Genomic DNA, 24,861 nt, shown 5'->3' on the forward strand with positions numbered 1-24,861 from the left:
TGCTTCAAAGGAAACACACCATGTTCAAGCCGCTCATCGTTCTGTCCGCCACGCTGGCCGCAAGCTTCGCCGTCCAGGCCGCTCCCGTGACCTACCAGGTCGAGCCCAGCCATACGTTCGTGCGCTTTGCCTACAAGCACCTGGGCCTGAGCACGCAACTGCACCGCTTCGACGCCATCCAGGGCACGGTGGTGCTGGACCAGGAAGCCAAGACGGGCAAGATCGACATGACGGTGGACACGCGTTCCGTGGACACGGGCTTTCCCCTGTTCAACGAACACATCCAGGGCAAGGACCATTTCGACACCGCCCAGTTCCCCACGGCCACCTTCAAGTCCTCCGACATTGTCTTCGAAGGCGACAAACCCGTGGCCGCCAAGGGCGAACTGACCATCAAGGGCGTCACCAAGCCCGTCACCCTGACCATCGACTCCTTCCTGACCATGCCCAAGCACCCCATGCTGGGCAAGCCCGCCCTGGGCGCCGACGCCCAGACGCAAGTCAAGCGTTCCGAGTTCAACATGGGCGCCAATGTCCCCTACGTGGGCGACGAGGTCACCATCAGCATCGCGCTGGAAGCCATCCAGCAGTAAGCCTGGACACGCCCCCGCCGGACGGCGGGGCGCCGGCATCACAGTATGTCGTTCAAGGCCTCCAGGGGACGCGCCAGGCGCGTCCCTTTTTCCGTCACCACGAAGGGGCGGTTCAGCAGCACCGGATTGGCCTCGATGGCGGCCAGCAGGTCCTCGTCAGTCAGGGCGGGATCATCCAGCCCCAATTCGGCATACACCGCTTCCTTGGCGCGCATGGCCTGGCGGACCTGCAGGCCGGCGGCGGCAATCAGGGACTTGAGCTCGCCGCGCGACAGCGGCGTCTTCAGGTACTCGATGACCTCGGGCTCCAGCCCCTTTCCCTGCATCAGCGCCAGGGCATTGCGGGACGTGCTGCAGCGGGGATTATGATAGATTTTGCTCATGTCAGTACCTGACCTCCTGTAAAGCATGTTCGGGCAGGCTATAGTAGCCGAGCGCCCGCCGACGCGCCAACGGCTCCGCCAGGGGCCTATCCAACGCCAAAGGACACCGCATGATAGACCTGTATTACTGGACCACGCCTAACGGACACAAGATCACCCTGTTTCTGGAAGAAACCGGCCTGCCCTATACCGTGCACCCCATCAATATCGGCAAAGGCGATCAGTTCCAGCCTGAATTCCTGCGCATCGCGCCCAACAACCGCATCCCGGCCATCGTGGACCAGTCGCCCCGGGATGGCGGCACGCCCATCTCCGTTTTCGAGTCCGGCGCCATCCTGCAGTACCTGGCCGAGAAGACTGGCCGGTTCCTGTCCCAGGACCTGCGCCGGCGCACGGAAACCTTGCAATGGCTCTACTGGCAGATGGCCGGCCTGGGGCCCATGGCCGGCCAGAACCACCACTTCAGCGTCTACGCCCCCGAGCCCATCCCCTACGCCATCGACCGCTACGTGCGCGAGACCGGCCGCCTGTACGGCGTGTTGAACAAGCAGCTGGCGGATCGCGACTACATCGCGGACGACTATTCCATCGCCGACATGGCCTGCTACCCCTGGATCGTGCCCCACGAGCGCCAGCGCCAGGATCTGAACGACTTCCCGCACCTGAAGCGCTGGTTCGAACGCATTGCCGCCCGCCCGGCCACGCAACGCGCCTACGCGCTGGTGGACAGCATCAATCCAAGCACCGCCGCCCACGATGAGCAGGCCCGCAAGATCCTGTTCGGCCAGGACGCCAAGACCATCAAGTAAGCCGGAGCGCCCATGACCCTGAATCGCCCTTCCCGCTTTCTGCTGCTGCCCCTGGCCGTGCTGGCGCTGTCCGCCTGTTCCAGCGCCCCCAGGTCGGATATCTCTCTGATCCCTGCGCAGACAGAGGACCAGACCCAGAAGGACGGCGTCTTCACACAGCCGCTGAACTACCAGCACGTCAAGCCGGGCTGCACGGGCGAATGCCCCAGCCTGGACGTGAAATCCCTGATCTTCCCCGGCAACCAGGCCCTGACCGCGCTGGTGGACCGGAGCCTGGCGCAGATGACCATTCTTGGCGAGCGCGAGCCCGGCTACCGCGGCTTGAAAGAATTCGAGAACTACTACTGGGCCACCGCCAACGGCAAGGACAAGGTGCAGCTGACGGCGCGCACCCGCTACCGCAATCGCGACCTGACCGTCGTGGAGCTGGGCTCCTGGCTGTACATGACCGGCGCCGCCCACAGCATTGCCGCCAGCCAGTTCCTGAATTGGGACAACCGCCTGCAGATGGCGCTGCCGCTGGACCGCCTGCTGGTGCCGGGCCGCCAGGGGCAATTCCAGGAATTGGTCCGGCAGGCGCATGCAGCCTGGGTGCAGACCCTGCCCGATGCGCAGCAGGACCCGCAGGGCTGGGCCCGCATGTGGCCCTTCCAGCCGGCCAGCAATGCGGCGCTGACCGACAAGGGCGTGGTCGTCAAGTACAACGCCTACGAGATCGCGCCCTATTCCCTGGGCCAGCCCGAATTGCTGCTCCCCTATGCGCAACTGCGCGGCATTCTGCGTCCGGACTATCTGCCGGCAAGCTGAACCGAGCGCCCCGCCCTGCTTCTGGAACGCATTCCCATGAAACACACGATGACACTGCTGCTGTCGGCCTTCGCGGCCTCCGCGCCTCTATCCAGCACTTTCGCCTGCGAGATCGGTCAGGAAATCTTTTACTGCGCCACCAAGAGCAAGAAGGAGATCCGGATCTGCGCGGACCCGGACACCGCCTACTACACTTTCGGCAAGCCGGGAGCCCGGCCGGAAATGGCGCTCAGCGCCGCCCGCAAGGGCTTGAACGGCGTTGTCTGGGACGGATTTGGCCGCTATATGACGGACACCGTGGAGTTCCCCAACAAAGACATCACCTATGAGGTCTATCAGGGGAGCCAGAAACCCATGACGGAAAAAGAGGTGAACCATCCCGAAACCTACGGCGGAGTGATGGTGCATCGGAATGGAGAACAGATAGCCGATATCGCCTGCCTTCCGGCCACCTTGCGCGGCAGCGTGTCCAGTTTGAATGTGACGCCCACCAATCCCCGCTGACGATGCGACTTCATCAAAAAACCGGCCTCTTGAGCCGGTTTTTTGATGCCAGGAACACGAGCCCTTCAAGGCTCGGCCGGACGGTCGAAACGCTCCAGATCGAAGTAGCCGCTATTGCCGCCCTTCACGGCGGGCTTGGGCGCCGGAGCGGGTTCGAGCTCCTTGTCATTTTCCAGAATCAGCGTATGAACATGGTCCGGATCCTCCGGCGCCGCCGACTCGGGCACGCCGAACGTCTGCACGCCCGGCGCCGATACCGGTCCGCCCGCCCTGGCCGAGCGCGTCGCAGCCAATTGCTCCAGGTAGTCCGCCAGCTGATCATGATTGGCGGAACGTGCCCACGACGCCGCGCTGAGCCCTTGCGCATTCTGCATGAGCGGATCCGCACCGGCCTGCAACAGCATATCCACCACCGGCCGGCTGCCCGACAGCGCCGCCATCATCAGGGGGCTTGTGCCGTCCGGCGCGGGCGCATTCACGATGGCCTTCTGCGACAGCAGGTAGCGCACCGTGTCCACCTGCCCCTTGGATGCCGCGTAATGCAGAGGGCTCCAGCCCACCCGGTTGATCTGCCCGCCCCTGGCCTGCAGATCCTTCAGACGCTGCGTCTGCCCCATCAGGGCCAGGTACATCATGGGGGTCTCGCGGCTGGCATTCTCGATGTTGACGTCCGTGCGCCGATTCGCCAGCAAGGTATCGACCACCTTCCAGGACTGGTTGCGGATCGCCAGCATCAGCGACGGATTGCCCTGCGCGTCGCGTGCATTCGGATCGGCCCCGCGAGCCAATTCCTGCTGCGTGATGTTCGACCTGTCGTTTTCCAGGGCCAGATACCAGTTGCGGCTCTCCTGTTCCTGCTGCTGGGCCTGGCCGGCAAGCGGCCAGACCACCGTACACGCCAGGGCCAGGGACAGCACAGAAGAACCAAACATTTTTTTATTTATAATCATGCAGTTAAAACCTTTAATTGAAATTTTGCTTTAACTTTGAGCCGTAACTCAGACATTTGGCGCCAGCCCTGAAAAAATTGCATAAACAACATTAACTCAGGCCAATACTTTCTTGAAAAGATTGAAGAAATTTTCCGTGCTGGCCTCTTCGACCTCCTTGACGGAAATTCCTTTGAGCTCGGCTATCTTTTCCGCCACGTGAACCACCAGCGACGGGTCGTTCATCTTGCCCCGGAACGGCACCGGCGCCAGATACGGGGAGTCGGTCTCGATCAGCAATCGATCCAGCGGCACCTTGCGGGCCACGTCCTGCAGCTCCGCGGCGCTTTTGAACGTGACGATGCCGGAAAACGAGATATAGAAATTCATGGCCATGGCGGCCTGGGCGACTTCCCAGCTTTCGGTGAAGCAGTGCATGACGCCGCCTGCCAGGGCGGCGTCTTCTTCGGCCATGATGGCCAGCGTGTCCTGGCTGGCCGAGCGCGTATGGATGATGAGCGGCAGGCCCGATTCCCGGCTGGCGCGAATGTGCGTGCGAAAGCGCGCGCGCTGCCAGTCCAGCGGCTCCTGCAGGCGATAGTAATCCAGGCCGGTCTCGCCTATGGCCACGACCTTGGGGTCGGCGGCTCGGTCCAGCAGATCCTGCACGGTAGGTTCGACCACGTCCTCGTAATCCGGATGCACGCCCACGGACGCGAACAGATGGGGATGCGGGCGGACCAGATCCATCAGGCCCGGCCAGTCATCCATGTTCACGCTGACCACCAGCGCATGGCCCACCTGATTCCGGCGCATCTTGGCCAGGATCTCGTCCAGGTTCTGGGCCAGTTCAGGAAAGTTGATATGACAATGCGAATCGACAAACATGATTTGAATACGATGTTCAAGCGCGCCGGCAGGCCTGATGCAGCCTGTCCAGCGCATGATGGATATAAAGCTTGGCGTTCAGCGGATGGTTGCCCAAGGCCTTTTGCTGGCCCAGCCACTTCAAGGTTTCCGCCACCGCCGCCGGGCCGGCCTGGGCGGCCAGCTCGTCGATGCGCCCCTGCAGGGACGGATAGTAACGCGCCGGCTGGCCGAATCCGCCCAGTTGCAGATCGATGAACAGGCGCTGCCAATGTTCGATCCAACCCTGGGAAGGAAGTTTCTCCAACTCATCGGCCAGGGACAGATCCGCCTGCCTGCCTGCCTGCAGGACGCCGTCCAGCCAGGCCGTCAGCCAGGACGGATACGGGGCGTCCATATTCTGGCTGGCGCGCAAGGCCTTGAGCGGCGCCCCGCCCCAGGCATGCAGCCATTGGTCCGCCTGCTCGACTCCCTGCTGCGCCAGCCAGTCGCGCGCCTGCCCGGCGGAGGGCGCCGGCAGCGGCAAGCGCCGGCAGCGGGATACCAGGGTGGGCAGGAGCCGGTCCGGCGCATCGGCCACCAGCAGGAACACAGTATGCGCAGGCGGCTCTTCCAGCACCTTCAGCAAGGCGTTGGCGGAAATCAGGTTCAGGGCGTCGGCTGGATACAGCACGGCCACCCGCCATCCCCCGCGGTGCGTGGCGGTATTGAACCAGTGCTGCAACTGGCGCAACTGCTCCACCCGGATCTCGCGCGAAGGATTCTTGCGCGCCGCGGCCTCGGAGGCCGTATCGCCCTCCTGACCGGTTGCGCCATCCTCCTCCAGCGCCACGGCTTCGGGCCGCAACAGGCGCAGATCGGGATGGTTGCCGCCGCGCACCCACTGGCAGGCCTGGCACTGTCCGCAGGCCAGGCCCTGCACCGGCTGTTCGCACAACAGGCTGGCGGCGGCGGCGCGGGCGAAGTGCGTCTTGCCCGTGCCGGGCAGGCCGTGGATCAGCCACGCGTGGGCAAAGCGCTCCCGCCGGGCCAGCCAGGATTGCGCAGCGCTCGTCTGCCAGGGAAGGAAAGTCAGCCAATCGGACACGTCGTCGTCGCCTCGGGAATGCACTGCAAAAAACCTCCCGCCTTCCGATCCGGACTTCTGGACCGATCAGGAAGGCAGGCCTCATCACATTGTAATATGAACGGTTAAAATGCCGCCTCCACCCCAAAGGATGATGACGTGAGTTTGATGATAGGCCTGGCCGCCCGGGCGCGTTCGGGCAAAGACACGGTCGCCGGCCTGCTGCTGGCCCAGAGCCCGCTGCTGGCCGCCTATGCCCTGGCCGATCCGGTCAAGATGGCCTGCGAAGTCGTATTCGGCCTGACGCGGGCCGAAGCCTGGACGGACGACAGCCTGAAGGAGACGCCCATCGCCCTGTGGGGACGCTCGCCGCGCCAGTGCTTCCAATTGATGGGCACGGACTGGATGCGCGCGCGCGATCCCGACCACTGGCTGCGCCGCGCCCGGCACCTGCTGGAGTTCGGCCCGGCCGAGCCTGCCGGGATCCGGACCGGCAGCGTCTGGGAACTGGCCCTGGCCCCTTTGTACGGCATGGACCCTGCATCCCTGCGCGATGCGCGCGCCGATCAGATCGACCCCTTCTGGGGCATCAGCCCCCGGCAGGCCGCCCAGCATCTGCGCGCCCTGGCCTTGGCCGCCTATCCGGATTTCGAACGGCGCCGCCGCCAGCGCCCCCTGGCTCCGCCCACCCATGAACTGCCCGACATGAGCCGGGCCCGCTGCCTGTTGATCAAGGACGTGCGCTACGAGAACGAAGCCGACTTCATCCGCCGCCACGGCGGCGAGATCTGGCACATAGAACGGCCCGGCAACCCCGTCATCAGCGATCATTCCTCCGAATGGGGCATTGCCCGCCGTCCGGAAGACCATGTGATTCTGAATGATGCCGGACTGGATCACCTGGCCCGGCGGGTCGCCGCGCAATGGCGCGCATTCTGCGAGCGCCGCGGGTTGCTTTGAACACGGCCGTTTCCGCTCGGCCGCTCAGGCTCAAGCCACCTCGATGCCCGCGCGCAAGCCGGCCGTGAACACGGCATCGCGCAAGGCCGGATCCGTCCCCAGGACGCCGCCCATTCGCGTACCGCTCAACATGCCGGCAAGGCGGTCGCCGAACAGCAGCAAGGCATGGTCCCGGTCGCGCTGGCGAGACATCCACAACAGCCCGTCCGCATCCGAACAATGATGGTGCAGGGCCTGCGCCCAGAGCGCCGTCGACTCGTATGCTCGCGCCGGGCTGGCGATCAGTTCGCTTTTGGGAACCTTCAGGCGATGCAGCCCTTCGCTGGTCAGGTCCACGAGCTTGAGGTCGCGCCGGGGCACGACCTGCCCATGCCCGCGGTGCGCATGAAGGCTCAGGTCGACGAACTTGTCCGCCGCATCGAGCGGCACGTCATGGAATACGGTCTCGAAAATGGCGCAGTCCAGGGACGAACCGCCGTAAAGATAAGGCACGACCCGGCCGGCGCCATCGCGTATGGGCGCAAAACGGGTCGGCTTGCGCAAGCGCCCCTGTCCGTCCACGCCCGGGTTGAAGCTCTCCGGCGGATAGGCCGCATCGTGAAGGACGTGGATCGCGCGCCCTGCCGGCCACACATCGAACAGCGGGTTCAGGTCCTGGGGCGGGACGCGGCACAAGCCTGACATGGCAAGCAAAGCTAGGCGTCTTCGACTTCCCGGCGCGCCGCCTGCGCGACGGCCTGAGGATCGGCCTGCAGCAGATCGACCGGCCGAGCGTTGCCAGGCAGCCAGCCATTGTTCGACGTGAACCACAAAGCCAGTTTCCAGGGCGTCTTGCGGCCGTCGAAAATCTCCAGCACCGTCTGGACAAGCTTGATCGGCTTGCCGTGGTCGAACTGGAATGCGGGAAAGACATCGCGCTCGCGCGCCGAGCGGTCCGGGTGAGGCACGGCGAAGACTTGGCGGCGCTTGCGCCAATTGTCTGCCAAGGCCGAACGGTTGCCTGAACGGGAATGGTTCATGTCGGCCAATTGCCCGGCGGTGAAATAGCCGAATTCATTGAGCACACGGGCATGCCGGACGGCCAGCCGCTGCGCCATCTCTGTTTCGGCCTGGCTGGGGACCACCATGCGCGCCGCCATGAAATCGATCATTTCTTCCAGGCACCGTTCGCGCACGGCCGTGATCTTTTCCGACAACAGCCGATCGAGCAGGGACAAGGAGGCCAGCAAGGTGCCCGAGGCCGCTTCGTTGCTCACTTCGAGCACGAACGCCCGGCCGCCGGCCCGACTGCGACCTTCCCGATAAGGCTGCACGGTCAGCACTTCGCCCTGCAAGGTAAGGGTTTCGGACTTGCCCATGACGCACCTCCTGCGACTCTATTTGATTAGATATTAAATCAGTCGATCAAAAGGGTCAATTTCAAGGCCGGACAGGGACAGGCTTTGCCCCACGCGGCCCAGGGTCCGCCTCAGCGATTCAGGATGTACTTGGCCACGGCGCGATTATGGGCCGACAAATTGGTGGAAAACTCGCTGGTGCCGTCGCCGCGCGACACGAAGTAATAAAAGTCGTGTTTTTCAGGATGCAGGGTGGCCAGCAGCGAGGCCTTGCCGGGACTGGCGATGGGCGTGGGCGGCAAGCCATTGCGCGTGTAGGTGTTCCAGGGCGTGTCGGTCGTCAGGTCGCGCTTGCGGATCCGGCCCGTGTAGGCCTCGCCCATGCCGTAGATGACGGTCGGATCGGTCTGCAAAGGCATGCCCGCCCGCAGGCGGTTCATGAATACGCCCGCCACCCGCGCCCTGTCCTGGCTGTGGCCCGTCTCGCGTTCCACGATGGAGGCCATGATCAGGGCCTCGTAGGGCGTCTTCAGGGGCAGGTCCGCGTCCCGGTCGGCCCAGAGCTGCTCCAGCAGCTCCCGCTGCGCCTGGAAACCGCGCCGCAAGATGTCCACATCCGCGGTTCCCGGCACGAATACATAGGTATCCGGGTAGAACAGGCCTTCCGGATGCTCCTGCTCGGCGCCCAGGCGCTTGAGCAGGTCCTGGTCGCTGACTTCCGCCAGGGTCTGGCGAACCTTGTCGTTGGCGGCCAGCACTTCCCGGATGCGCTTGTAGGTCCAGCCTTCCGGGATGGTCAGGCGAGTCTGCAGCATGTTGCCGCTGGACATGCGCTCCATCACCACCCAGGGCGTGTCGCCCCGCACGGCCTCATAGGCACCCGCCTGCAGGGACTTGTCCAGCTCGGACAGGCGCGCCATCCAGACGAAGGCCTCTTCGTTGATATGTATGCCGGCCTGCTTCATGCTGCGCGCGATGGCGCGCGGGCCCGCGCCGGCCTCCACGACGTAATCGATGCGCTCGGCCTCCATGGGCACCGGCTGCTTCTTGGCCCAGTACCAGGCGCCGCCGGCGGCCGCGCCGGCCGCCGCCACGGCCAGTCCGGCCAGAATGGAGAGAATTTTCAAGGTCTTGTTCATGCGAGGCGTATTGTAAACAGAATGGGCCCGCCCGTCGGGCAATATCGCAAGACCATGGTCGTGCAAGTGGTAACAGGGTTTGGCGGGCCGCCGCCCATCCCCTGGCCGGACTGAGGGTATCCCGGCCCGGCGGCGCGCACGGCAGTATCATTAGAGTTTGTCTCTTTCTATTCGTTCAACCATGACCGGAACGCCTGCATCTCTATGTTTTGATCTGCCTGAACTGGCGGTGCTCCAGTTTCAGGGAGCCGACGCCGTCTCCTTCCTGCACGCCCAGATCACCAACGACCTGGAGCATCTGCCCGAAGGCCGCGCCTGCCCGGCCGCCTACTGCACCGCCAAGGGCCGGACCCTGGCCACTTTGCTGCTCTGGCGCCCCCAGGCCGACATGGTGCTGGCGCTGGTGCGGCGCGACCTGGCCGAGAGCCTGATCAAACGCCTGCGCATGTTCGTGCTGCGCAGCCAGGTCGTCATCACGCTGAGCGAACTGCACGTGCAGGGCATCAGCGGCCCTGCCGGCGCCGGAGCCGACTGGGACGTGATTCAGCAAGACGGCGCCACCCTGATCCAGGCGCCCGGCCTGCTGGACGGCGCAACGCGCCAATGGCGCATTGCCGCCGCGCGCCAGGAGGCCCTGGCCTCGCAAGGCCGCTGGGAAAGCGCGGACATCCTGGCCGGCCTGCCTTGGATAGGCGCCGCCGCCCAGGATCTGTTCATACCGCAAACCCTGAACCTGGACCTGATCGGCGCCATCAATTTCCGCAAGGGCTGCTATCCGGGGCAGGAGGTGGTGGCGCGCAGTCATTACCGGGGCACGCTCAAGCGCCGCATGATGGCGGCCGCCACCCCGGCGCTCGCGGTGGAACCGTCCGCCGCGGAGGGCGCCGACGTCCTGCTGTCCGGCCAGGACGACGCGCCGGCCGCCCGCATCGTCAACCGGGCCTGGCGGGCGGACCAGTCGCGCCTGTACGTGCTGCTGGAAGTGCAGCTGGCCGACCTGGACCGGGACGCCTATTGCCTGCCAGACGGGCAGGTGCTGCATCTGCAGGCGCCGCCCTATCCGCTGCCCGAGCTCAGGAGCGATTCCGGTACAGCTTGAGAATGCTGGAGAAATCCAGCTTTTCATTGCCCTGCGCGGCATGCAGGGCATACAGATTGCGCGCCAGCTCGCCCAGCGGCGTGGCGCTGTGCTGGCGTACGGCCGCATCCGTGGCCAGGCCCAGGTCCTTGAGCATCAAGGCCGTGCCGAAGCCACCCTCGTACTCACGCGAAGCCGGCGCATCGGGCATGACGCCCGGCCAGGGGTTGTACAGCTCCGTGGCCCAGTTGCGCCCCGAGCTACGCGCAATGATGGATGACAGCACCTGCGGATCCAGGCCATGGGCCGCGCCCAGGGCCAGCGCCTCGGACGTGCCCGCCATCAGAATGCCCAGCAGCATGTTGTTGCAGATCTTGGCGACCTGCCCCGCCCCGGCCTTGCCGGCGTGGAAAACAGCCTTGCCCATGATCTCCAGATAAGGCCGGGCCTGCTCCAGCGCCTGGGCTTCGCCCCCCACGATGAAGGTCAGCGTCCCCGCCGCCGCCCCCGCGGTGCCGCCCGAAACAGGCGCATCCAGCATGGCCAGGCCGCGTTGGGCCGCCTGGGCCGCCAGGTCCTGGCTGACCTGGGCCTCGATGGTGCTGCAATCGACCAGCAGCGTGCCCGGCTCCACCGCCTGCAGCAGTCCGTGCGGACCCTCGTACACCTGGCGCACATGCTCGCTCGCCGGCAGCATGGTGAAGACGACCCGCGCTCCCCTGACTGACTCCGCCGAGGAACTGAAGCTGCGGGCGCCGGCCTGACGCAATTCGGCCATGCTGGACTCCAGCACGTCGTAGACCTGCAAGGCATGCCCCGCCTTGATCAAGTTCAAGGCCATGGGCTTGCCCATATGACCCAGCCCGATGAATGCGATCGTATCCATGATGTCTCCTTGATTGTCGGCTCGGGCCTGCGGCTCAGGCGGCCGCTTCGCCCTCTTTCCTTCCCAGATCGGCCAGAGGATGGGCCATCCCCTGCGGCCAGGATGGCGCAAAGAAGCGCTCCACCCAGTCGGCGTCGGCCCTGTCCAGCGTATCGGGATTCCAGCGCGGCTGCTTGTCCTTGTCGATCAGCAGCGCCCGTATGCCTTCCTGGAAATCACCCTGCACCCCGCACTGCAGGGACACGATGTACTCCAGACGGAACACGTCGGCAAGCGACAGATGCCGCACCCGTTCCAGCAAGGTGTGCGACAGGCGGGCCGAGCCGGGCGAACCCTTGGCGAAGGTCTGCGCGGCCCGCGCCAGCCAGGCGTCCTCGCTGCCCTGCCACTGGAGCAGGCCTTGGCAGATGCGTTCGAAATCGCGGCCCGCGCACAACTCGCGCAGCGCCGCGTAATGCTGCTCCAGCGGGCCTGGCGCCGGCCGGGCGCCAGCGCGCGCCTCGTCCAGGCATTGATGCAGGCGGCGATCCAGCATGGCGCGATCGCCGCGCCAGTCGAACTGGCTCAAGGCCGCCAGCAAGGCCTGGTAGCGCGCCTGCGGCAGAAAGGCATCGGCCAGCCCCAGGAACAGGCAATCGGAGGCATTGATCTGCGCCCCGCTCAAGGCCAAGAAATGGCCTACGCCGGCCGGCAGGTGCGCCAACATCCAGGTTCCGCCCACGTCCGGGAACAGGCCGATGGAAATCTCCGGCATGGCAAAACGCGTCGTGTCCGACACCACCCGGTGGCTGGCGCCGTTGAACAGGCCCACGCCCCCGCCCATGACGATGCCGTCGCCCCAGCACAGGATCGGCTTGGGATAGGTGTGGATCAGGTAGTCCAAGCGATATTCCACGTCGAAGAACTCGCGGGCGTACTGGTTGTCCCAGGCCGCACCGCCCTGGTTGGCCTGCATGCCAGCGTAGAGCGCATGCAGGTCGCCCCCGGCGCAGAAAGCCTTCTCGCCCGCCCCTTGCAGCACCACCAGCGCCACGGCGTCGTCATAGGCCCAGGATTGCAGTTGCGCCAGCAGGCGGCGGCACATGTCCAGGTCCAGGCCGTTGAGCGCCTGCGGGCGGTTCAGCGTGGCCATCCCCAGCACGCGTCCGCCCTGGGCGGGCACGCGCTCGAACAACACGGATTCAGTCATCGGATGTCGGCTCCTTGATCGATGATGTGTCGGGCAATGATAACGCGCATGATTTCATTGGTGCCCTCCAGGATCTGATGCACCCGCGCATCGCGCACCAGGCGCTCGAGCGGATAGTCCTTCAGGTAGCCATAGCCGCCGAACAGCTGCTGCGCGTCCAGGCAGGCCTGGAAGCCCAGGTCGGTGGCCAGGCGCTTGGCCATGGCGCAGTATGCGCTGGCCTGCTCGCTGCCGGCGTCCAGATGCGTGGCGGCCAGGCGCACCATCTGTCGCGCCGCCACGATATGGGTCAGGATGTCCGCCAGCTTGAACTGCAGGGCCTGGAACTGGTCCAGGCGCTGGCCGAACTGGCGGCGCTCCTGCATGTGGAGCCGGGCCGCCTCGTACGCTCCCTGGGCGGCGCCCACTGAACAGCAGGCGATGTTGATGCGCCCGCCGTCCAGGCCCTTCATGGCGAGCTTGAACCCGTCGCCCTCGCGGCCCAGCATGGCCTGGGCCGGCACCCGCACGCGATCGAAGCTGACTGCCCGGGTGGACTGGCTGTTCCAGCCCATCTTCTGCTCCTTGCGGCCATAGGTGATGCCGGCGCTGTCGGCCGGCACGGCGAAAGCGGAAATCCCCTTGGGGCCCTCGCCCCCGGTTCGCGCCATGACGATGAGCAGGTCGGTTTCGCCCGCCCCCGAAATGAAAGCCTTGCTGCCGCTGAGCAGATAATCCCCGCCGTCCCGCTCGGCGCGGGTGCGCAGGGAAGCGGCGTCCGAGCCCGAGCCCGGCTCCGTCAGGCAGTAGGAGGCCAGCTTCAGGCCCGCGCTCAGGTCCGCGCCCCATTGCTCCCTGAGGCTGTCCGAGCCCCATTTCCCCACCATCCAGGTGGCCATGTTGTGAATCGTCAGGAAGGCGGTCGTGGAAGGGTCCACTGCCGCCATCTCCTCGAATACCAGGCTGGATTCCAGCCGCCCCAGGCCCAGGCCGCCGATGGACTCGGCGGCGTACAGGCCGCAAAAGCCCAATTCGCCCGCCTTGCGAAAGACCTGGACCGGAAACTCCTGCTCCTCGTCCCAGCGAGCCGCGTGCGGGGCCAGTTCCCCTTGGGCGAATTCACGGGCGGCCTGGACGAAGGCCTGCTGCTCGTCTGTCAGTATCATGCCTGTCTCCTTGTTTTATCCCACCATAATGCCAGCGGCGCGGCAAGGTTGTCATGCCGATGACAATCCGGCGCAGTGGCCAAAGCAGGAAGGAGAGCCCCGGCCCTGCACGGCCCGGCATTGCAGGCCCGGGCTTGCGCAATGGCGCCGGGCGGCAAGGCGCGGCTTGCAGGCGGATTCGTTCAGCGCGCGGCGGGCGGGGTCTTGCGGCGGGGCCGGACCGCCTTGGGCGAGGCCATCTTGTGGGCGTAGCGGCGGCGGCGCGACTCCATGGGATCGAAGACCAGGTCGCGGTAGACTTCCACCCTGTCCTGATCGCGCAGCAACTGGTCCAGCTCGCAGCGCTGGCCGAACACGCCGACCCGCAGGCCATCCAGCCCCAAGGCCGGATCCAGCGGCGGCAGTCCGCACTCCTGCAGCCCGGCCGAGACGCCCGATTGAGCCAGGGCGTCGCGCACGCTGCTGCCGGGCGGCAGGGCCAGGCGCGCAGTCCAGACCTGGGCCTGCGTGGCGACCACCACCGTGACAGCCAGCTCAGTCACCGTAGACCTCCTGGGCGCGGCGCGTGAACGAATCGATGAAGCTGTTGGCCACCCGGTTGAAGATGGGCCCCACCACCATTTCCAGGGCGCGGCTGGAGAATTCGTAATCCATGGTGAAGACCACCTTGCAGCCGTCCGAGCCCAGGGCGACGAATTGCCAGTCCCCGATCAGGGCGGAAAACGGGCCGTCGACCAGGCGCAGGACGATGCGCTTGGGATAGTCGTGTTCATTGCGCGTGGTGAAGGACTGGCGTATGCCGGCGATGCTGATGGTGACCGACGCCTCCATGCCCTGCTCGGTGCGCTGCGTAACGGAAGCGCCGCCGCACCAGGGCATGAATTCGGGGTATTTGTCCACGTCGGCCACCAGATCGAACATCTGCTCGCAGCTGTAGGGGACGAGGACGGAGCGTTTTACTGTATGCATCAGGTCTGGTTAATAGATAGAATGTTCTGATTTTACAATCTAAGGCTGGCAATTGATTCATGAGCATTGTTGATAACCGCAAGGCAACCCACGAATACTTTATCGAAGAACGCTTCGAGGCCGGGCTCGTGCTGGAAGGCTGGGAAGTCAAGGCAATCCGGGCCGGCCATGTGCAGCTCAAAGAAAGCTATGTCATTGTGCGCGACGGCGAACTGTACGTGCTGGGCATGCATGTCAGCGCCCTGCCGACCGCGTCCACCCACATTCGCCCGGACGCCACGCGCACGCGCAAACTGCTGCTCAGGGCCGAGGAGATCCGCAAGCTGATCGGCAAGGTCGAACAGCGCGGCTACACCCTGGTGCCCCTGAACCTGCACTACAAAAAGGGCCGCATCAAGCTGGACTTCGGCCTGGGCCGCGGCAAGAAGCTGCACGACAAGCGCGACGTCTCCCGCGACAAGGACTGGAAGCGCGAACAGGAACGCCTGATGAAGCACGACACCCGCCGCAAGGCCCACGAATAAAACGGGCCGCCGGGCCCGTTTTTTCAATGCAGTTAGTGTAATTTAACACGAGGCGCCGCCCGTTTGCTCAGCAGCCTGCCCAGCGCCAGAGTGGCGGTGCGCACCACGCCCAGCACCGCCATGTGATGCATCAGGTGCAGGCTCATGTACATGACGCGCGCCAGCAGGCCCTTCACGAACCAGCTCTTGCCCGAGAGCACGCCCATCAGGCTGCCCACGCCGCGACTGTGTCCGACCGACACCAGCGAGCCGTAATCCTTGAACACGAAAGGGTCCTCATCCACCGTTTTCCCCTGGATCAGGGCCGCCAGGCGTTTGCACAGATAGCTGGCCTGCTGGTGCGCCACCTGGGCGCGCGCCGGCAGGAAACGGCCCTCTCCCTCGCCCCAGGGAACTTGCGCACAGTCGCCCATGGCCAGGATGTGCGGGTCGGGAGTACGCAGGCAGCGGTCCGCCACCAACTGATTGATGCGGTTGACAGGCAGCCCCAGCTGGGCCAGGAAGGCCGGCGCCTCGATGCCTGCCGCCCACACGCACAGATCGCTGGGGTAGCGCGCGCCATTGGCGTCTTCGATGTGATCGGCGGCGATGCGGCTGACGCGTACCGAGGTGCGCACGGCCACGCCGCGCTGCTCCAGCAACTGCTGGGCCGTGGCCGACAGCTTGGGCGGCAGCGCCGACAGGATGCGGTCCGCCCCCTCCAGCAGGGTGATGCGCACCTCGCGCTCGGAGTCGCTGGACGGTATGCCGTAGATGCTCAGGTCGGCGCGCGCCTCCAGGAGCTCGGCCGCCAGCTCCACGCCGGTGGCTCCCCCGCCCACGATATTGATGTGCAGGGCCGATCCCTGTTCGCGGTCGTTGCGCCGGCTGACGCTGATGAGCTCGTTGAGCAGCTTGAGCCGGAAACGTTCAGCCTGGTTCGTGGAATCCAGCGTGATCGCATAGTCCTGCGAGCCGGGCGTGTTGAAGAAGTTGGACCTGCTGCCCACCGCCATCACCAGCATGTCGTAGGATAGCTGGCGTTCGGGGAAGACCTCTTCTTGGTTCGGCCCCAGCACGGCCGACAGGAAGATGCGGCGCTCGTCACGATCCATGCCCACCATCTCGCCGGGCACGAAGGTGAAGCCGCAATCGCGCGCCAGCATGAAATACGACAGGCCCTCGCGGTGAATGTCCAGCGTGCCGGCGGCCACCTCATGCAGCGACGGCTTCCAGATATGGTCGCTGTCCTTGTCCACAAGGAAGACATGCTTGCGGCCGAACTGGCGTCCCAGCTTGGCGGCCAGTTCCAGGCCGCCTGCTCCGCCACCGACAATCACCACTTTATAGGGCTGTGTGTGGGACATGCAAAACTCCTTATGGTTATCGAGAATTGACAGTATCAGAATCCCGGCAGATTACTTTAAATCAAAACTGATAATGACTATAGAAGTTCCTTATCACGCCGGCCTCGCGTCTTGACGCAAGACCGCGCAGCAAATTTCGCGCCGCGCCCGGCCTTGACATGAACGGCTCGGGCACGATTATCAGCGCGAAAGGTCGCCCGCAAGGCCGTCCATACGGTATGGTTTATACTGGATTCAATTCCCTATCCCTTTTGCACCATTATGCACGACGATGTTCCCCGAAAGTCGCAGCGCGCCACCCGCAAGGGCCGCGAGCGCCGCGACAAGATCCTGGAAGTGGCGGCCGAAGTTTTCCGCGAGCACGGATTCGAAGCCACGTCCATGTCCCAGATCGCGGCCCTGGCCGGCGGCTCCAAAGGCACGCTCTACAATTACTTCCCGTCCAAGGAGGACCTGCTTCTGGCCACGCTGGTCAAGGGCGCGCAGGAGTTCGCCGAGCAGGTCCTGATCGAGCTGGACGGCGAAGGCGATCTGCGCACCGAGCTGCGCCGCTTCCTGCCGCCCATGCTGCGCAAGCTGTATTCCAAGGAAACCGCCCAGTTGCTGCGGGTGGTGGTGTCGGTGGGCGGCAACAGCGACATCGGCCGGCGCTTCTTCAACATGCTGGACGACCAGATCTGGGACAACGTCACGCGCTTCCTGGCGCGCCAGAGCGAGCGCGGAGTGCTGCGCAAGCTGGACCCCAAACTGATGTGCGATCACCTGCACTGCCTGTGCGACGGCGAAGTCATCATCCTGCTGATGGGCGCCATGGACCCCTGGGACGAAGCCCGCGTCCAGAGCGAAACCGATCACATCATCGACATGTTCATGCGCGTCTACCTGATCGACAACGCCTGATCCGTCTCTGCCGCCGCCGCACCGCCCGGCCATGAAAAAACCCCGCCCTGAGGCGGGGTTTCTTGCATGCGCGGCCCGCCGGGTCCGGCCCGGCAGGCGGCGGACGGCGATCAGGCCGTGGCCAGACGCTGCCAGGTGTCCACGACGGTGTCGGGATTGAGCGACAGGGACAGAATGCCCTCGTCGCGCAGCCACTGGGCCAGGTCGGCGTGGTCGCTGGGGCCCTGGCCGCAGATGCCCACATACTTGTTCTGCGCCAGGCATGCCTTGATGGCGCGGCTGAGCATGAACTTGACCGCTTCGTCGCGCTCGTCGAAATCGGCGGCCAGCAGCTCCATGCCGGAGTCGCGGTCCAGGCCCAGGGTGAGCTGGGTCATGTCGTTGGAGCCGATGGAAAAGCCGTCGAAGTACTGCAGGAACTGGTCCGCCAGGATGGCGTTGGACGGCACTTCGCACATCATGATCAGGCGCAGGCCGTTCTCGCCGCGCGCCAGGCCGTGCTTGGCCAGCAGGCCGACCACGCGCTCTGCCTGGCCCAGGGTGCGCACGAAGGGCACCATGATCTCGACGTTGGTCAGGCCCATGTCGTCACGCACCTTCTTGAGGGCTTCGCATTCCATCTTGAAGCACTCTTCGAAGTCGTCCGACAGGTAGCGCGCTGCGCCGCGGAAGCCCAGCATCGGGTTTTCTTCCTCGGGTTCGTAGCGCGAGCCGCCCACCAGCTTGCGGTATTCGTTGGACTTGAAGTCCGACAGGCGCACGATGACGGGCTTGGGATAGAAGGCCGCCGCCAGGGTGGCCACGCCTTCGGCCAGTTTTTCCACGAAGAAGGCGCGCGGGCTGGCGTAGCCGCGGGCCGCCGATTCCACCGCTTTCTTCAGGTCGCTGTCCACGTTGGGGTAGTCCAGCACGGCCTTGGGGTGCACGGCGATGTTGTTGTTGATGATGAATTCCAGACGGGCCAGACCGATGCCGGCGTTGGGAATCTGGGAGAAGTCGAAGGCCAGCTGCGGATTGCCCACGTTCATCATGATCTTCAGGCCGATCTCGGGCATCTGGCCCCAGCTGACCTCTTCGATCTCGGTGTCCAGCAGGCCGTCGTAGATGCGGCCTTCATCGCCTTCCGCGCAGGAAACGGTGACTTCCTGGCCGTCCTTCAGGACATCGGTGGCGTTGTTGCAGCCGACCACGGCCGGGATGCCCAGCTCGCGGGCGATGATGGCGGCGTGGCAGGTGCGCCCGCCCCGGTTGGTGACGATGGCCGAGGCCAGCTTCATGATGGGCTCCCAGTTGGGGTCCGTCATGTCGGTGACCAGCACGTCGCCGGGCTTGACCTGATCCATCTCGGAGGCGTCGGCCACGATGCGCACCTTGCCCGAGCCGATCTTCTGGCCGATGGCGCGGCCGGTGACCAGCACGTCGCCGGTGGCCTTCAGGCGGTAGCGTTCCTGCACTTCGTTGTTGGCCTGCTGGGACTTCACGGTCTCGGGGCGGGCCTGCAGGATGTAGATCTTGCCGTCTATGCCGTCGCGGCCCCATTCGATGTCCATGGGGCGCTGGTAGTGCTTCTCGATGATGGTGGCGTAGCGCGCCAGCTCGATGACTTCCTCGTCGTTGAGCGAATAGCGGTTGCGCTCGGACACGGGCACGTCCACCGTGCGCACGGCATGACCGGTGCTGCGGCTTTCGTCGAACTCCATCTTGATCAGCTTGGAGCCGATGCGCCGGCTGATGATGGGGTAGTGGCCGGAGGCCAGGGTGGGCTTGTAGACGTAGAATTCGTCGGGGTTCACGGCGCCCTGCACCACGGTCTCGCCCAGGCCGTAGGACGAGGTGATGAAGACCACGTCCTTGAAGCCGGACTCGGTGTCCAGGGTGAACATCACGCCGGCGCTGCCCTTGTCCGAACGCACCATGCGCTGGATGCCGGCCGACAGGGCCACTTCCGCGTGGGCGTAGCCCTTGTGCACGCGGTAGGAAATGGCGCGGTCGTTGTACAGCGAGGCGAACACGTGGTGAATCTTGCTGAGCACGTCGTCGATGCCGACCACGTTCAGGTACGTTTCCTGCTGGCCGGCGAAAGACGCATCGGGCAGGTCTTCGGCGGTGGCCGAGGAACGCACGGCGAACGAACCCTTGCCGTCGGCGTCCAGCTCGGCGAAGGCTTCGCGCACGGCCTTTTCGAACTCAGGGGGGAACGGGGTGTCGATGATCCACTGGCGGATCTCGGCGCCGGCGGCGGCCAGTTCGCGCACGTCGTCGGCGTCCAGGGAGTTCAGGCGTTCGGCGATGCGCTGGTCCAGGCCGTTGCTCTTGAGGAAGACGCGGAAGGCTTCGGCGGTGGTGGCGAAGCCGCCGGGCACGCGCACGCCCACATCGGCCAGCTGGCTGATCATTTCACCCAGCGAGGCGTTCTTGCCGCCCACCGAGTCGACGTCCGTCATGCGGAGCTTGTCGAATGCAATTACGTAAGACATAAGTCACCTTGAATAGAAAAAAAAGCGTGTTTGCTTAAGGCATGGATAAAAAATCCATGAGGACGTCCATGCCCTAGGCAAACCTGCCTTTTCACCGCACCCGAGCTCTGCGGTTAAGTGGTAACCTTGCAAATTGTACCGTTTCCCGAGCATTGTGCACGACTTATTCCATGTCTTCCTCTCCTATCGAGCGCACCGTCTTCGTCGTTTCCGACAGCACGGGCATCACTGCTGAAACCTTCAGCCATTCCGTCCTGTCCCAATTCGCCCAGTTCGAGTTCCAGGCCATCCGCATCCCGTTCATCGACACCATCGAGAAAGCCGAATCCGTGGCCGAGCGCATCAACCGCTGCGCGCAGGAACAGGGCCAGCAGCCTCTGGTGTTCAGCACCCTGGTGGACCCCAAGATGGCGCACATCATCGGGGCCTCCAACTGCACGTTCCTGGACCTGTTCGGCGCCTTCGTGCGCCACATCGAACGCGCCCTGGGCGTGAAGTCCAGCCGCTCGGTCGGACGTTCCCACTCCGGGGGAATGTCAAAACGATACAACAACCGCATCGAGGCCATCAATTTCAGCCTGGCGCACGACGACGGACAGTACGTCAACGGCCTGGAACAAGCGGACGTGATCCTGGTGGGCGTGTCGCGCTGCGGCAAGACCCCCACCAGCCTGTACCTGGCCATGCAGTACGCCGTGAAGGCCGCCAACTACCCGCTGATCCCGGAAGACTTCCAGCGCGGCACCCTGCCCGCCACGCTGGCGCCCTATCGCAAGAAGATCTTCGGCCTGTCCATTCACCCGGACCGCCTGGCCGAAGTGCGCAACGAACGCCGCCCGGACAGCAAGTACGCCTCCCTGGAGCAATGCCGCATGGAAGTGGCCGAGGCCGAGCGCCTGATGCGCATGGAAGGCATTCCGTGGCTGTCCACCACCACCAAGTCCATCGAAGAGATCTCCACCAAGATCCTGGACGACGTCGGCCTGGACCGTCGCACCTACTGAACCGTCTCCGCGGCAGGGCGAGCTCTCGCCTTGCCCGTTCATGCGGCCCGCGCCGCAACCCTCCCCTCCTTCCCATCTCCGGCCGGCGCATGCGCCGGCCCGCACACGCCATGAACCAACGAATCGTCATTTCGGGCTGCTCCGCCGGGGGCAAGTCCACCCTGCTGGAAGAACTGCGGCGCCGCGGCCACGCCGTGGTGGCCGAGCCAGGCCGCCGCATCGTCGAACAGGAACAGGCGGGCGCGGGGCCTGCCCTGCCCTGGACGGACATGCAGGCCTTTCTCGAGCGCGCCGCCCGACTGGCGCGCCTGGACTACGACGGCGCCGGCAGCGGCCGGACCTTCTTCGATCGCGGCCTGGTCGATGCGGCCGCCGGCCTGGCCCGCCTGGGGAATCCCTCCCTGCTGGAACAGTTGCGCCACGAGCGCCGCTACCATGAACAGGTCTTCCTGGCCCCACCCTGGCCCGAGCTCTACCAGCGCGACAGCCAGCGCCAGCTCGCCCTGGAAGATGCCTTGCGGGAGTATGAACACCTTCTGGAGGTCTATCCGCGGCTGGGCTATGAAGTCCTCATCCTGCCCAGAACGGGCGTGGCCGAACGCGCGGACTGGCTGCTGGCGCAGTTGCGCCATGAATCCGCCGGCCAGGCCGGCACGCCCTGACGCGCGGCCTGCCGGCTCCAGGATGCGGAAGACCGTCAGAAGCGGGCGCCTGCCGCATGCGCGGCAACGGCCCCGTATTCATAGAACGCTTCGCGCGCAGACTTGAACGCGGCTTTTTCCGGATCGCTCAGCGGCAGGGGCAGGTCCATGATGTCTATCCGGCCAAGAATCAGGCGCGCCAGTTCGCGCCCCAGCGTCGTGCCCGGCGCGATGCCGCGACCGTTGTAGCCGGTGAAGCTGAGAGTGTTGCGGGCAAGCTGGTGCAAGCGCGGCAGGGCATCGGACGTCATGCCGATCTGCCCGTACCACTCGTACTCGAACTCCACGCTGCCTAGCTCCGGGAACAGCTTGGCCAGCGCGCGGCGCCCCCAGTTTTCATGGACGCGTGCGCCCGCCCCGCGCAGAGCCCCGACACTGCCGAACACCAGGCGGGCGTCGCGATCGAAACGGAATGAGGACAGCACTTTCCGGGTATCCCAGACGCCTTCCCGGTTCGACAGGATACGGGCGCGCAGGCCCTCGCCGAGCGGACGCGTGGCCATATTGAAGTAAGGCAGGCGAACCTGTTGCTGCTGCAGTTCGGGCCAGATGTCGCGGGTATAGGCGTCCGTGGCCACCACGATCCATTTTGCATCGACCCGTCCTTCGGCCGTCCGGACCTGCCAATGCGTCTGCCGGTCCTGGACGGAAACGACACGACTGCGCGTGTGCAGGCGCGCCCCCGCATTGGCTGCCGCATGGGCGAGGCCGCGCACATAGGCCAGAGGCTGGATGGTGCCGGCGCGGCGATCGAGCAGGCTGCCGCTGTACGCGGTGGTGCCCACGGCCCGCGCCGTGGCGTCGGCGTCCAGAAGCTCGACCGGCGCGCCGGCCTCCTTCCATTGCCGCCAGCGCTCCCGGATCTCCTTCAGCCCTCGGGCCCCGACAGCGCAGTGCAGCGTCCCGTTGCGCACGGCCTGGCAGTCCATGCCGTGCCTGTCCACGAGCTGATAGACCAGTTCAGGCGCATTGCCGAGCAACTGCAAAAGGCGCTGTCCGTATACGGGGCCGAGAAGATCAGGCAATGTGCGAGGCATGGCCCACAGTCCCGCATTGACCAGGCCGACATTGCGGCCGGAGCCGCCAAAGCCGAATTCTTCGGCCTCCAGCAAGACGACGCCGGCCCCGCCCTCGCACAAGTGCAGTGCGGCGGACAGGCCGGTGAAACCGCCGCCGACGATGACGACGTCCACGGCCCCCGCATGACCCGCCAGCCGGGCGGCCGCAGGTGCAGCCGGGGCGCTGGCCTCCCACAGTCCATGGCTGCGTTGATCATCGTTCATGACTGCCCTCGCATGAAGCGCGCCCGCATCACATCCAGAGAGCCCTGCTGGAAATGTGCATGAAGCGCGATCTCGTCCATTGGCTGCGCCTGAAGCCTCTTGCCGGATATCGAATGCATCCCGGGCGGCATCGGCTGCATGGCTCTTGTGCTTGGCACCCTCCCAAGGACAGGGGAAGGACGGGCCGTCGCGGCACAGTCCCTTCAATGTATCTGGAAATTTGCGAAACATGGTTTCAAGACGTTGCCAGGAGATCATGGCCGTACAAGCTCTCCTATTTCACCCCTGCGATGCGAGTGACGCCAGCCATGAACGTGCCAGCCCGCGGCTAGGGTTTCCTATAGGAAACAGATATTCCGGACGGTGAAATAATTTCCCTATCCGCCTTCACTCATTTCTTGCCACGAGCCTCTACAGGAGCTGAAACCCATGTCCAATCCACCCTGTCTGCCTGCCCCTGAGCTCTGCCAATCCATACTGCAGGAACTGGGCGTGGACCCGGCCCTCTATCTGAACGGCAATCTGGAAGTGTGCACGCCCATCGACGGTTCGGTGATCGGTCGCCCGCATGCCCAGTCCGCCGAACAAGTCGCCTTGATCATCGATCAGGCGCAGGCCGCCAGTCTCGAATGGCGCGACGTGCCCGCCCCGCAGCGCGGTGAACTGGTTCGCCTTCTTGGCGAGGAATTGCGAGCCGGAAAAGAGAGGCTGGGCCGGCTGGTGTCGCTGGAGACCGGCAAGATCCTGACTGAAGGCCTGGGCGAAGTGCAGGAGATGATAGACATCTGCGACTTCGCCGTCGGCCTCTCCCGCCAGCTCCATGGCCTGACCATCGCTTCCGAACGCCCTGGCCACCGCATGATGGAAACCTGGCATCCCTTGGGAGTCGTGGGCGTGATCACCGCCTTCAACTTCCCGGTCGCCGTATGGGCCTGGAATGCCGCCCTGGCATTGGTGACCGGCAACGCCGTGGTGTGGAAGCCCTCGGAGAAGACGCCGCTGACGGCGCTCGCCTCGCAAGCCTTGTTCGAGCGCGCGCTCGAGCGCTTCGGCAAGGCGCCGTCCCATTTGAATCAGTTGGTGCTTGGCGACCGCAGCCTGGGAGAAGTGATCGTGGACAGCCGCAAGGTTGCACTGGTCTCGGCGACCGGCAGCACCCGCATGGGCCGCGAGGTCGGCCCGCGCGTGGCGCGGCGCTTTGGCCGCTCGCTCCTGGAGTTGGGAGGCAATAACGCTGTGATCGTCACTCCCAGCGCGGACCTGGATCTGGCGCTGCGCGGCATCGTTTTCGCGGCTGCCGGCACGGCCGGCCAGCGCTGTACCTCCACGCGCCGGCTCATCGTGCATGCCAGCGTCAAGGACGCGCTGCTCTCCCGTCTGAAAACCGTTTATGAAAAGCTGCCGATCGGCCATCCCCTGGACGCGCAGACCCTGGTGGGGCCGCTGATCGACAAAGCCAGCTATGAAGCGTTCCAGGCAGCCCTGGACTGCGCCAAAGCCGAAGGCGGGCAGGTCTACGGCGGCGCACGCGTGGACATGCCGCAAGCCCCCGACGGCTACTACGTACGCCCGGCCATCGTCGAAATGAATGCCCAGACCGATACCGTGCGCCAGGAAACCTTCGCGCCTATTCTCTACGTCCTCGCCTATGAGCAGTTCGAGGATGCCATTGCCTTGCAGAATGACGTGCCGCAGGGCCTATCCTCGGCGATTTTTACCAACGACCTGCGCGAGGCCGAACATTTTCTGTCCGCCTCAGGCTCGGACTGCGGCATTGCCAACGTCAACATCGGCACCTCGGGAGCCGAGATCGGGGGGGCGTTCGGGGGCGAGAAAGAGACCGGCGGCGGCCGCGAATCCGGTTCCGACGCGTGGAAGAACTACATGCGCCGCGCCACCAACACCATCAACTATTCGCGGGAACTCCCGCTGGCGCAGGGCGTGAAATTCCACGTCTAATCGCCG

Annotated in this window: 26 protein-coding genes; 11 read left to right on the forward strand and 15 right to left on the reverse strand. The window is 65.1% G+C overall.

Annotation, left to right across the window (positions count from 1 at the left end; genetic code table 11):
- The first annotated feature begins 20 nt into the window (after positions 1-20).
- Positions 21-593, forward strand: a complete 573-nt coding sequence (locus ACF3ND_RS09400; protein ID WP_394059821.1) for a YceI family protein — start codon at positions 21-23, stop codon at positions 591-593.
- A 38-nt stretch (positions 594-631) separates the two neighbouring features.
- Here the strand turns inward: ACF3ND_RS09400 and arsC are convergent, their stop codons facing one another.
- Positions 632-976, reverse strand: a complete 345-nt coding sequence (arsC, locus tag ACF3ND_RS09405; RefSeq protein ID WP_394059822.1) for an arsenate reductase (glutaredoxin) — start codon at positions 974-976, stop codon at positions 632-634.
- A gap of 110 nt (positions 977-1,086) precedes the next feature.
- Between arsC and ACF3ND_RS09410 the strand changes: the two genes are divergently transcribed.
- From ACF3ND_RS09410 to ACF3ND_RS09420, 3 genes are read left to right on the forward strand one after another with little or no spacing between them, the layout of a single operon-like run.
- Positions 1,087-1,785 (forward strand): glutathione binding-like protein, encoded by a 699-nt coding sequence (locus ACF3ND_RS09410; protein ID WP_394059823.1) that lies wholly within the window; start codon positions 1,087-1,089, stop codon positions 1,783-1,785.
- Between the two features lie 12 nt (positions 1,786-1,797).
- A complete protein-coding gene (locus ACF3ND_RS09415) occupies positions 1,798-2,592 on the forward strand; it encodes an RsiV family protein (RefSeq protein WP_394059824.1) in 795 nt (264 codons plus the stop codon).
- A 48-nt stretch (positions 2,593-2,640) separates the two neighbouring features.
- Positions 2,641-3,096 carry a hypothetical protein gene (locus ACF3ND_RS09420; RefSeq protein ID WP_394059825.1) on the forward strand — a complete coding sequence of 152 codons (456 nt, stop codon included), beginning with the start codon at positions 2,641-2,643 and terminating at the stop codon, positions 3,094-3,096.
- A 65-nt stretch (positions 3,097-3,161) separates the two neighbouring features.
- Here ACF3ND_RS09420 and ACF3ND_RS09425 read toward each other — a convergent pair whose 3' ends face one another.
- The 3 genes from ACF3ND_RS09425 to holB form a co-directional block, all read right to left on the reverse strand.
- Complete coding sequence (locus ACF3ND_RS09425; protein WP_394059826.1) at positions 3,162-4,028, reverse strand: ankyrin repeat domain-containing protein; 867 nt, start codon at positions 4,026-4,028, stop codon at positions 3,162-3,164.
- Between the two features lie 114 nt (positions 4,029-4,142).
- A complete protein-coding gene (locus ACF3ND_RS09430) occupies positions 4,143-4,913 on the reverse strand; it encodes a TatD family hydrolase (RefSeq protein WP_394059827.1) in 771 nt (256 codons plus the stop codon).
- Between the two features lie 16 nt (positions 4,914-4,929).
- Positions 4,930-6,003 carry a DNA polymerase III subunit delta' gene (gene holB, locus ACF3ND_RS09435; RefSeq protein ID WP_394059828.1) on the reverse strand — a complete coding sequence of 358 codons (1,074 nt, stop codon included), beginning with the start codon at positions 6,001-6,003 and terminating at the stop codon, positions 4,930-4,932.
- 123 nt (positions 6,004-6,126) lie between these two features.
- Between holB and ACF3ND_RS09440 the strand changes: the two genes are divergently transcribed.
- Complete coding sequence (locus ACF3ND_RS09440) at positions 6,127-6,918, forward strand: deoxynucleotide monophosphate kinase (protein WP_394065812.1); 792 nt, start codon at positions 6,127-6,129, stop codon at positions 6,916-6,918.
- A gap of 30 nt (positions 6,919-6,948) precedes the next feature.
- Here the strand turns inward: ACF3ND_RS09440 and ACF3ND_RS09445 are convergent, their stop codons facing one another.
- The 3 genes from ACF3ND_RS09445 to mltG form a co-directional block, all read right to left on the reverse strand.
- On the reverse strand, positions 6,949-7,602 hold the full coding sequence (locus tag ACF3ND_RS09445; protein ID WP_394059829.1) for an RES family NAD+ phosphorylase: 654 nt from the start codon (positions 7,600-7,602) through the stop codon (positions 6,949-6,951).
- A gap of 11 nt (positions 7,603-7,613) precedes the next feature.
- The gene (locus tag ACF3ND_RS09450) at positions 7,614-8,276 is read right to left on the reverse strand and encodes a hypothetical protein (protein ID WP_394059830.1); all 663 of its coding nucleotides are present in this window, start codon (positions 8,274-8,276) and stop codon (positions 7,614-7,616) included.
- Positions 8,277-8,386: 110 nt separating this feature from the next.
- Positions 8,387-9,394, reverse strand: a complete 1,008-nt coding sequence (gene mltG / locus ACF3ND_RS09455; protein ID WP_394059831.1) for an endolytic transglycosylase MltG — start codon at positions 9,392-9,394, stop codon at positions 8,387-8,389.
- A gap of 181 nt (positions 9,395-9,575) precedes the next feature.
- Here mltG and ACF3ND_RS09460 point away from each other — a divergent pair, with 181 nt between their 5' ends.
- Positions 9,576-10,493 carry a YgfZ/GcvT domain-containing protein gene (locus ACF3ND_RS09460; protein WP_394059832.1) on the forward strand — a complete coding sequence of 306 codons (918 nt, stop codon included), beginning with the start codon at positions 9,576-9,578 and terminating at the stop codon, positions 10,491-10,493.
- Here the strand turns inward: ACF3ND_RS09460 and mmsB are convergent.
- From mmsB to ACF3ND_RS09485, 5 genes are all read right to left on the reverse strand, one after another.
- Entirely contained in the window at positions 10,468-11,358 is an 891-nt protein-coding gene (gene mmsB, locus ACF3ND_RS09465; RefSeq protein ID WP_394059833.1) for a 3-hydroxyisobutyrate dehydrogenase, read from the reverse strand. The two genes, ACF3ND_RS09460 and mmsB, sit on opposite strands and share 26 nt — an antisense overlap.
- Positions 11,359-11,392: 34 nt before the next feature.
- Positions 11,393-12,547, reverse strand: coding sequence for an enoyl-CoA hydratase/isomerase family protein (locus ACF3ND_RS09470; RefSeq protein ID WP_394059834.1), 1,155 nt, complete (start codon positions 12,545-12,547; stop codon positions 11,393-11,395).
- Positions 12,544-13,692, reverse strand: coding sequence for an acyl-CoA dehydrogenase family protein (locus tag ACF3ND_RS09475; RefSeq protein WP_394059835.1), 1,149 nt, complete (start codon positions 13,690-13,692; stop codon positions 12,544-12,546). The genes ACF3ND_RS09470 and ACF3ND_RS09475 overlap by 4 nt, the downstream gene beginning before the upstream one ends.
- 182 nt (positions 13,693-13,874) lie before the next feature.
- The gene (locus ACF3ND_RS09480) at positions 13,875-14,234 is read right to left on the reverse strand and encodes an RnfH family protein (RefSeq protein ID WP_394059836.1); all 360 of its coding nucleotides are present in this window, start codon (positions 14,232-14,234) and stop codon (positions 13,875-13,877) included.
- Complete coding sequence (locus ACF3ND_RS09485; protein WP_394059837.1) at positions 14,227-14,661, reverse strand: type II toxin-antitoxin system RatA family toxin; 435 nt, start codon at positions 14,659-14,661, stop codon at positions 14,227-14,229. Before ACF3ND_RS09485 ends, ACF3ND_RS09480 begins: the two co-directional genes overlap by 8 nt.
- A gap of 59 nt (positions 14,662-14,720) precedes the next feature.
- Here ACF3ND_RS09485 and smpB point away from each other — a divergent pair, with 59 nt between their 5' ends.
- Positions 14,721-15,185, forward strand: coding sequence for an SsrA-binding protein SmpB (smpB, locus tag ACF3ND_RS09490; RefSeq protein WP_341666673.1), 465 nt, complete (start codon positions 14,721-14,723; stop codon positions 15,183-15,185).
- Positions 15,186-15,217: 32 nt separating this feature from the next.
- On the opposite strand, the gene ACF3ND_RS09495 is transcribed toward smpB, so the two are convergent.
- Complete coding sequence (locus tag ACF3ND_RS09495) at positions 15,218-16,531, reverse strand: NAD(P)/FAD-dependent oxidoreductase (protein WP_394059838.1); 1,314 nt, start codon at positions 16,529-16,531, stop codon at positions 15,218-15,220.
- Positions 16,532-16,792: 261 nt separating this feature from the next.
- On the opposite strand from ACF3ND_RS09495, the gene ACF3ND_RS09500 reads away from it, so the two are divergent.
- Entirely contained in the window at positions 16,793-17,431 is a 639-nt protein-coding gene (locus tag ACF3ND_RS09500; RefSeq protein WP_394059839.1) for a TetR/AcrR family transcriptional regulator, read from the forward strand.
- A gap of 110 nt (positions 17,432-17,541) precedes the next feature.
- Here the strand turns inward: ACF3ND_RS09500 and ppsA are convergent, their stop codons facing one another.
- Complete coding sequence (gene ppsA, locus ACF3ND_RS09505) at positions 17,542-19,908, reverse strand: phosphoenolpyruvate synthase (protein WP_394059840.1); 2,367 nt, start codon at positions 19,906-19,908, stop codon at positions 17,542-17,544.
- Positions 19,909-20,078: 170 nt separating this feature from the next.
- Between ppsA and ACF3ND_RS09510 the strand changes: the two genes are divergently transcribed.
- Positions 20,079-20,912, forward strand: coding sequence for a pyruvate, water dikinase regulatory protein (locus ACF3ND_RS09510; RefSeq protein ID WP_394059841.1), 834 nt, complete (start codon positions 20,079-20,081; stop codon positions 20,910-20,912).
- Positions 20,913-21,022: 110 nt separating this feature from the next.
- Entirely contained in the window at positions 21,023-21,574 is a 552-nt protein-coding gene (locus ACF3ND_RS09515; RefSeq protein ID WP_394059842.1) for an AAA family ATPase, read from the forward strand.
- A gap of 35 nt (positions 21,575-21,609) precedes the next feature.
- Here ACF3ND_RS09515 and ACF3ND_RS09520 read toward each other — a convergent pair whose 3' ends face one another.
- Positions 21,610-22,896 (reverse strand): NAD(P)/FAD-dependent oxidoreductase, encoded by a 1,287-nt coding sequence (locus ACF3ND_RS09520; protein ID WP_394059843.1) that lies wholly within the window; start codon positions 22,894-22,896, stop codon positions 21,610-21,612.
- A gap of 429 nt (positions 22,897-23,325) precedes the next feature.
- On the opposite strand from ACF3ND_RS09520, the gene ACF3ND_RS09525 reads away from it, so the two are divergent.
- Entirely contained in the window at positions 23,326-24,855 is a 1,530-nt protein-coding gene (locus ACF3ND_RS09525) for an aldehyde dehydrogenase family protein (RefSeq protein WP_394059844.1), read from the forward strand.
- Positions 24,856-24,861: the final 6 nt, after the last annotated feature.

This window comes from Alcaligenes sp. WGS1538 (assembly GCF_043187505.1).
Classification (GTDB): Bacteria; Pseudomonadota; Gammaproteobacteria; order Burkholderiales; family Burkholderiaceae_B; genus Alcaligenes.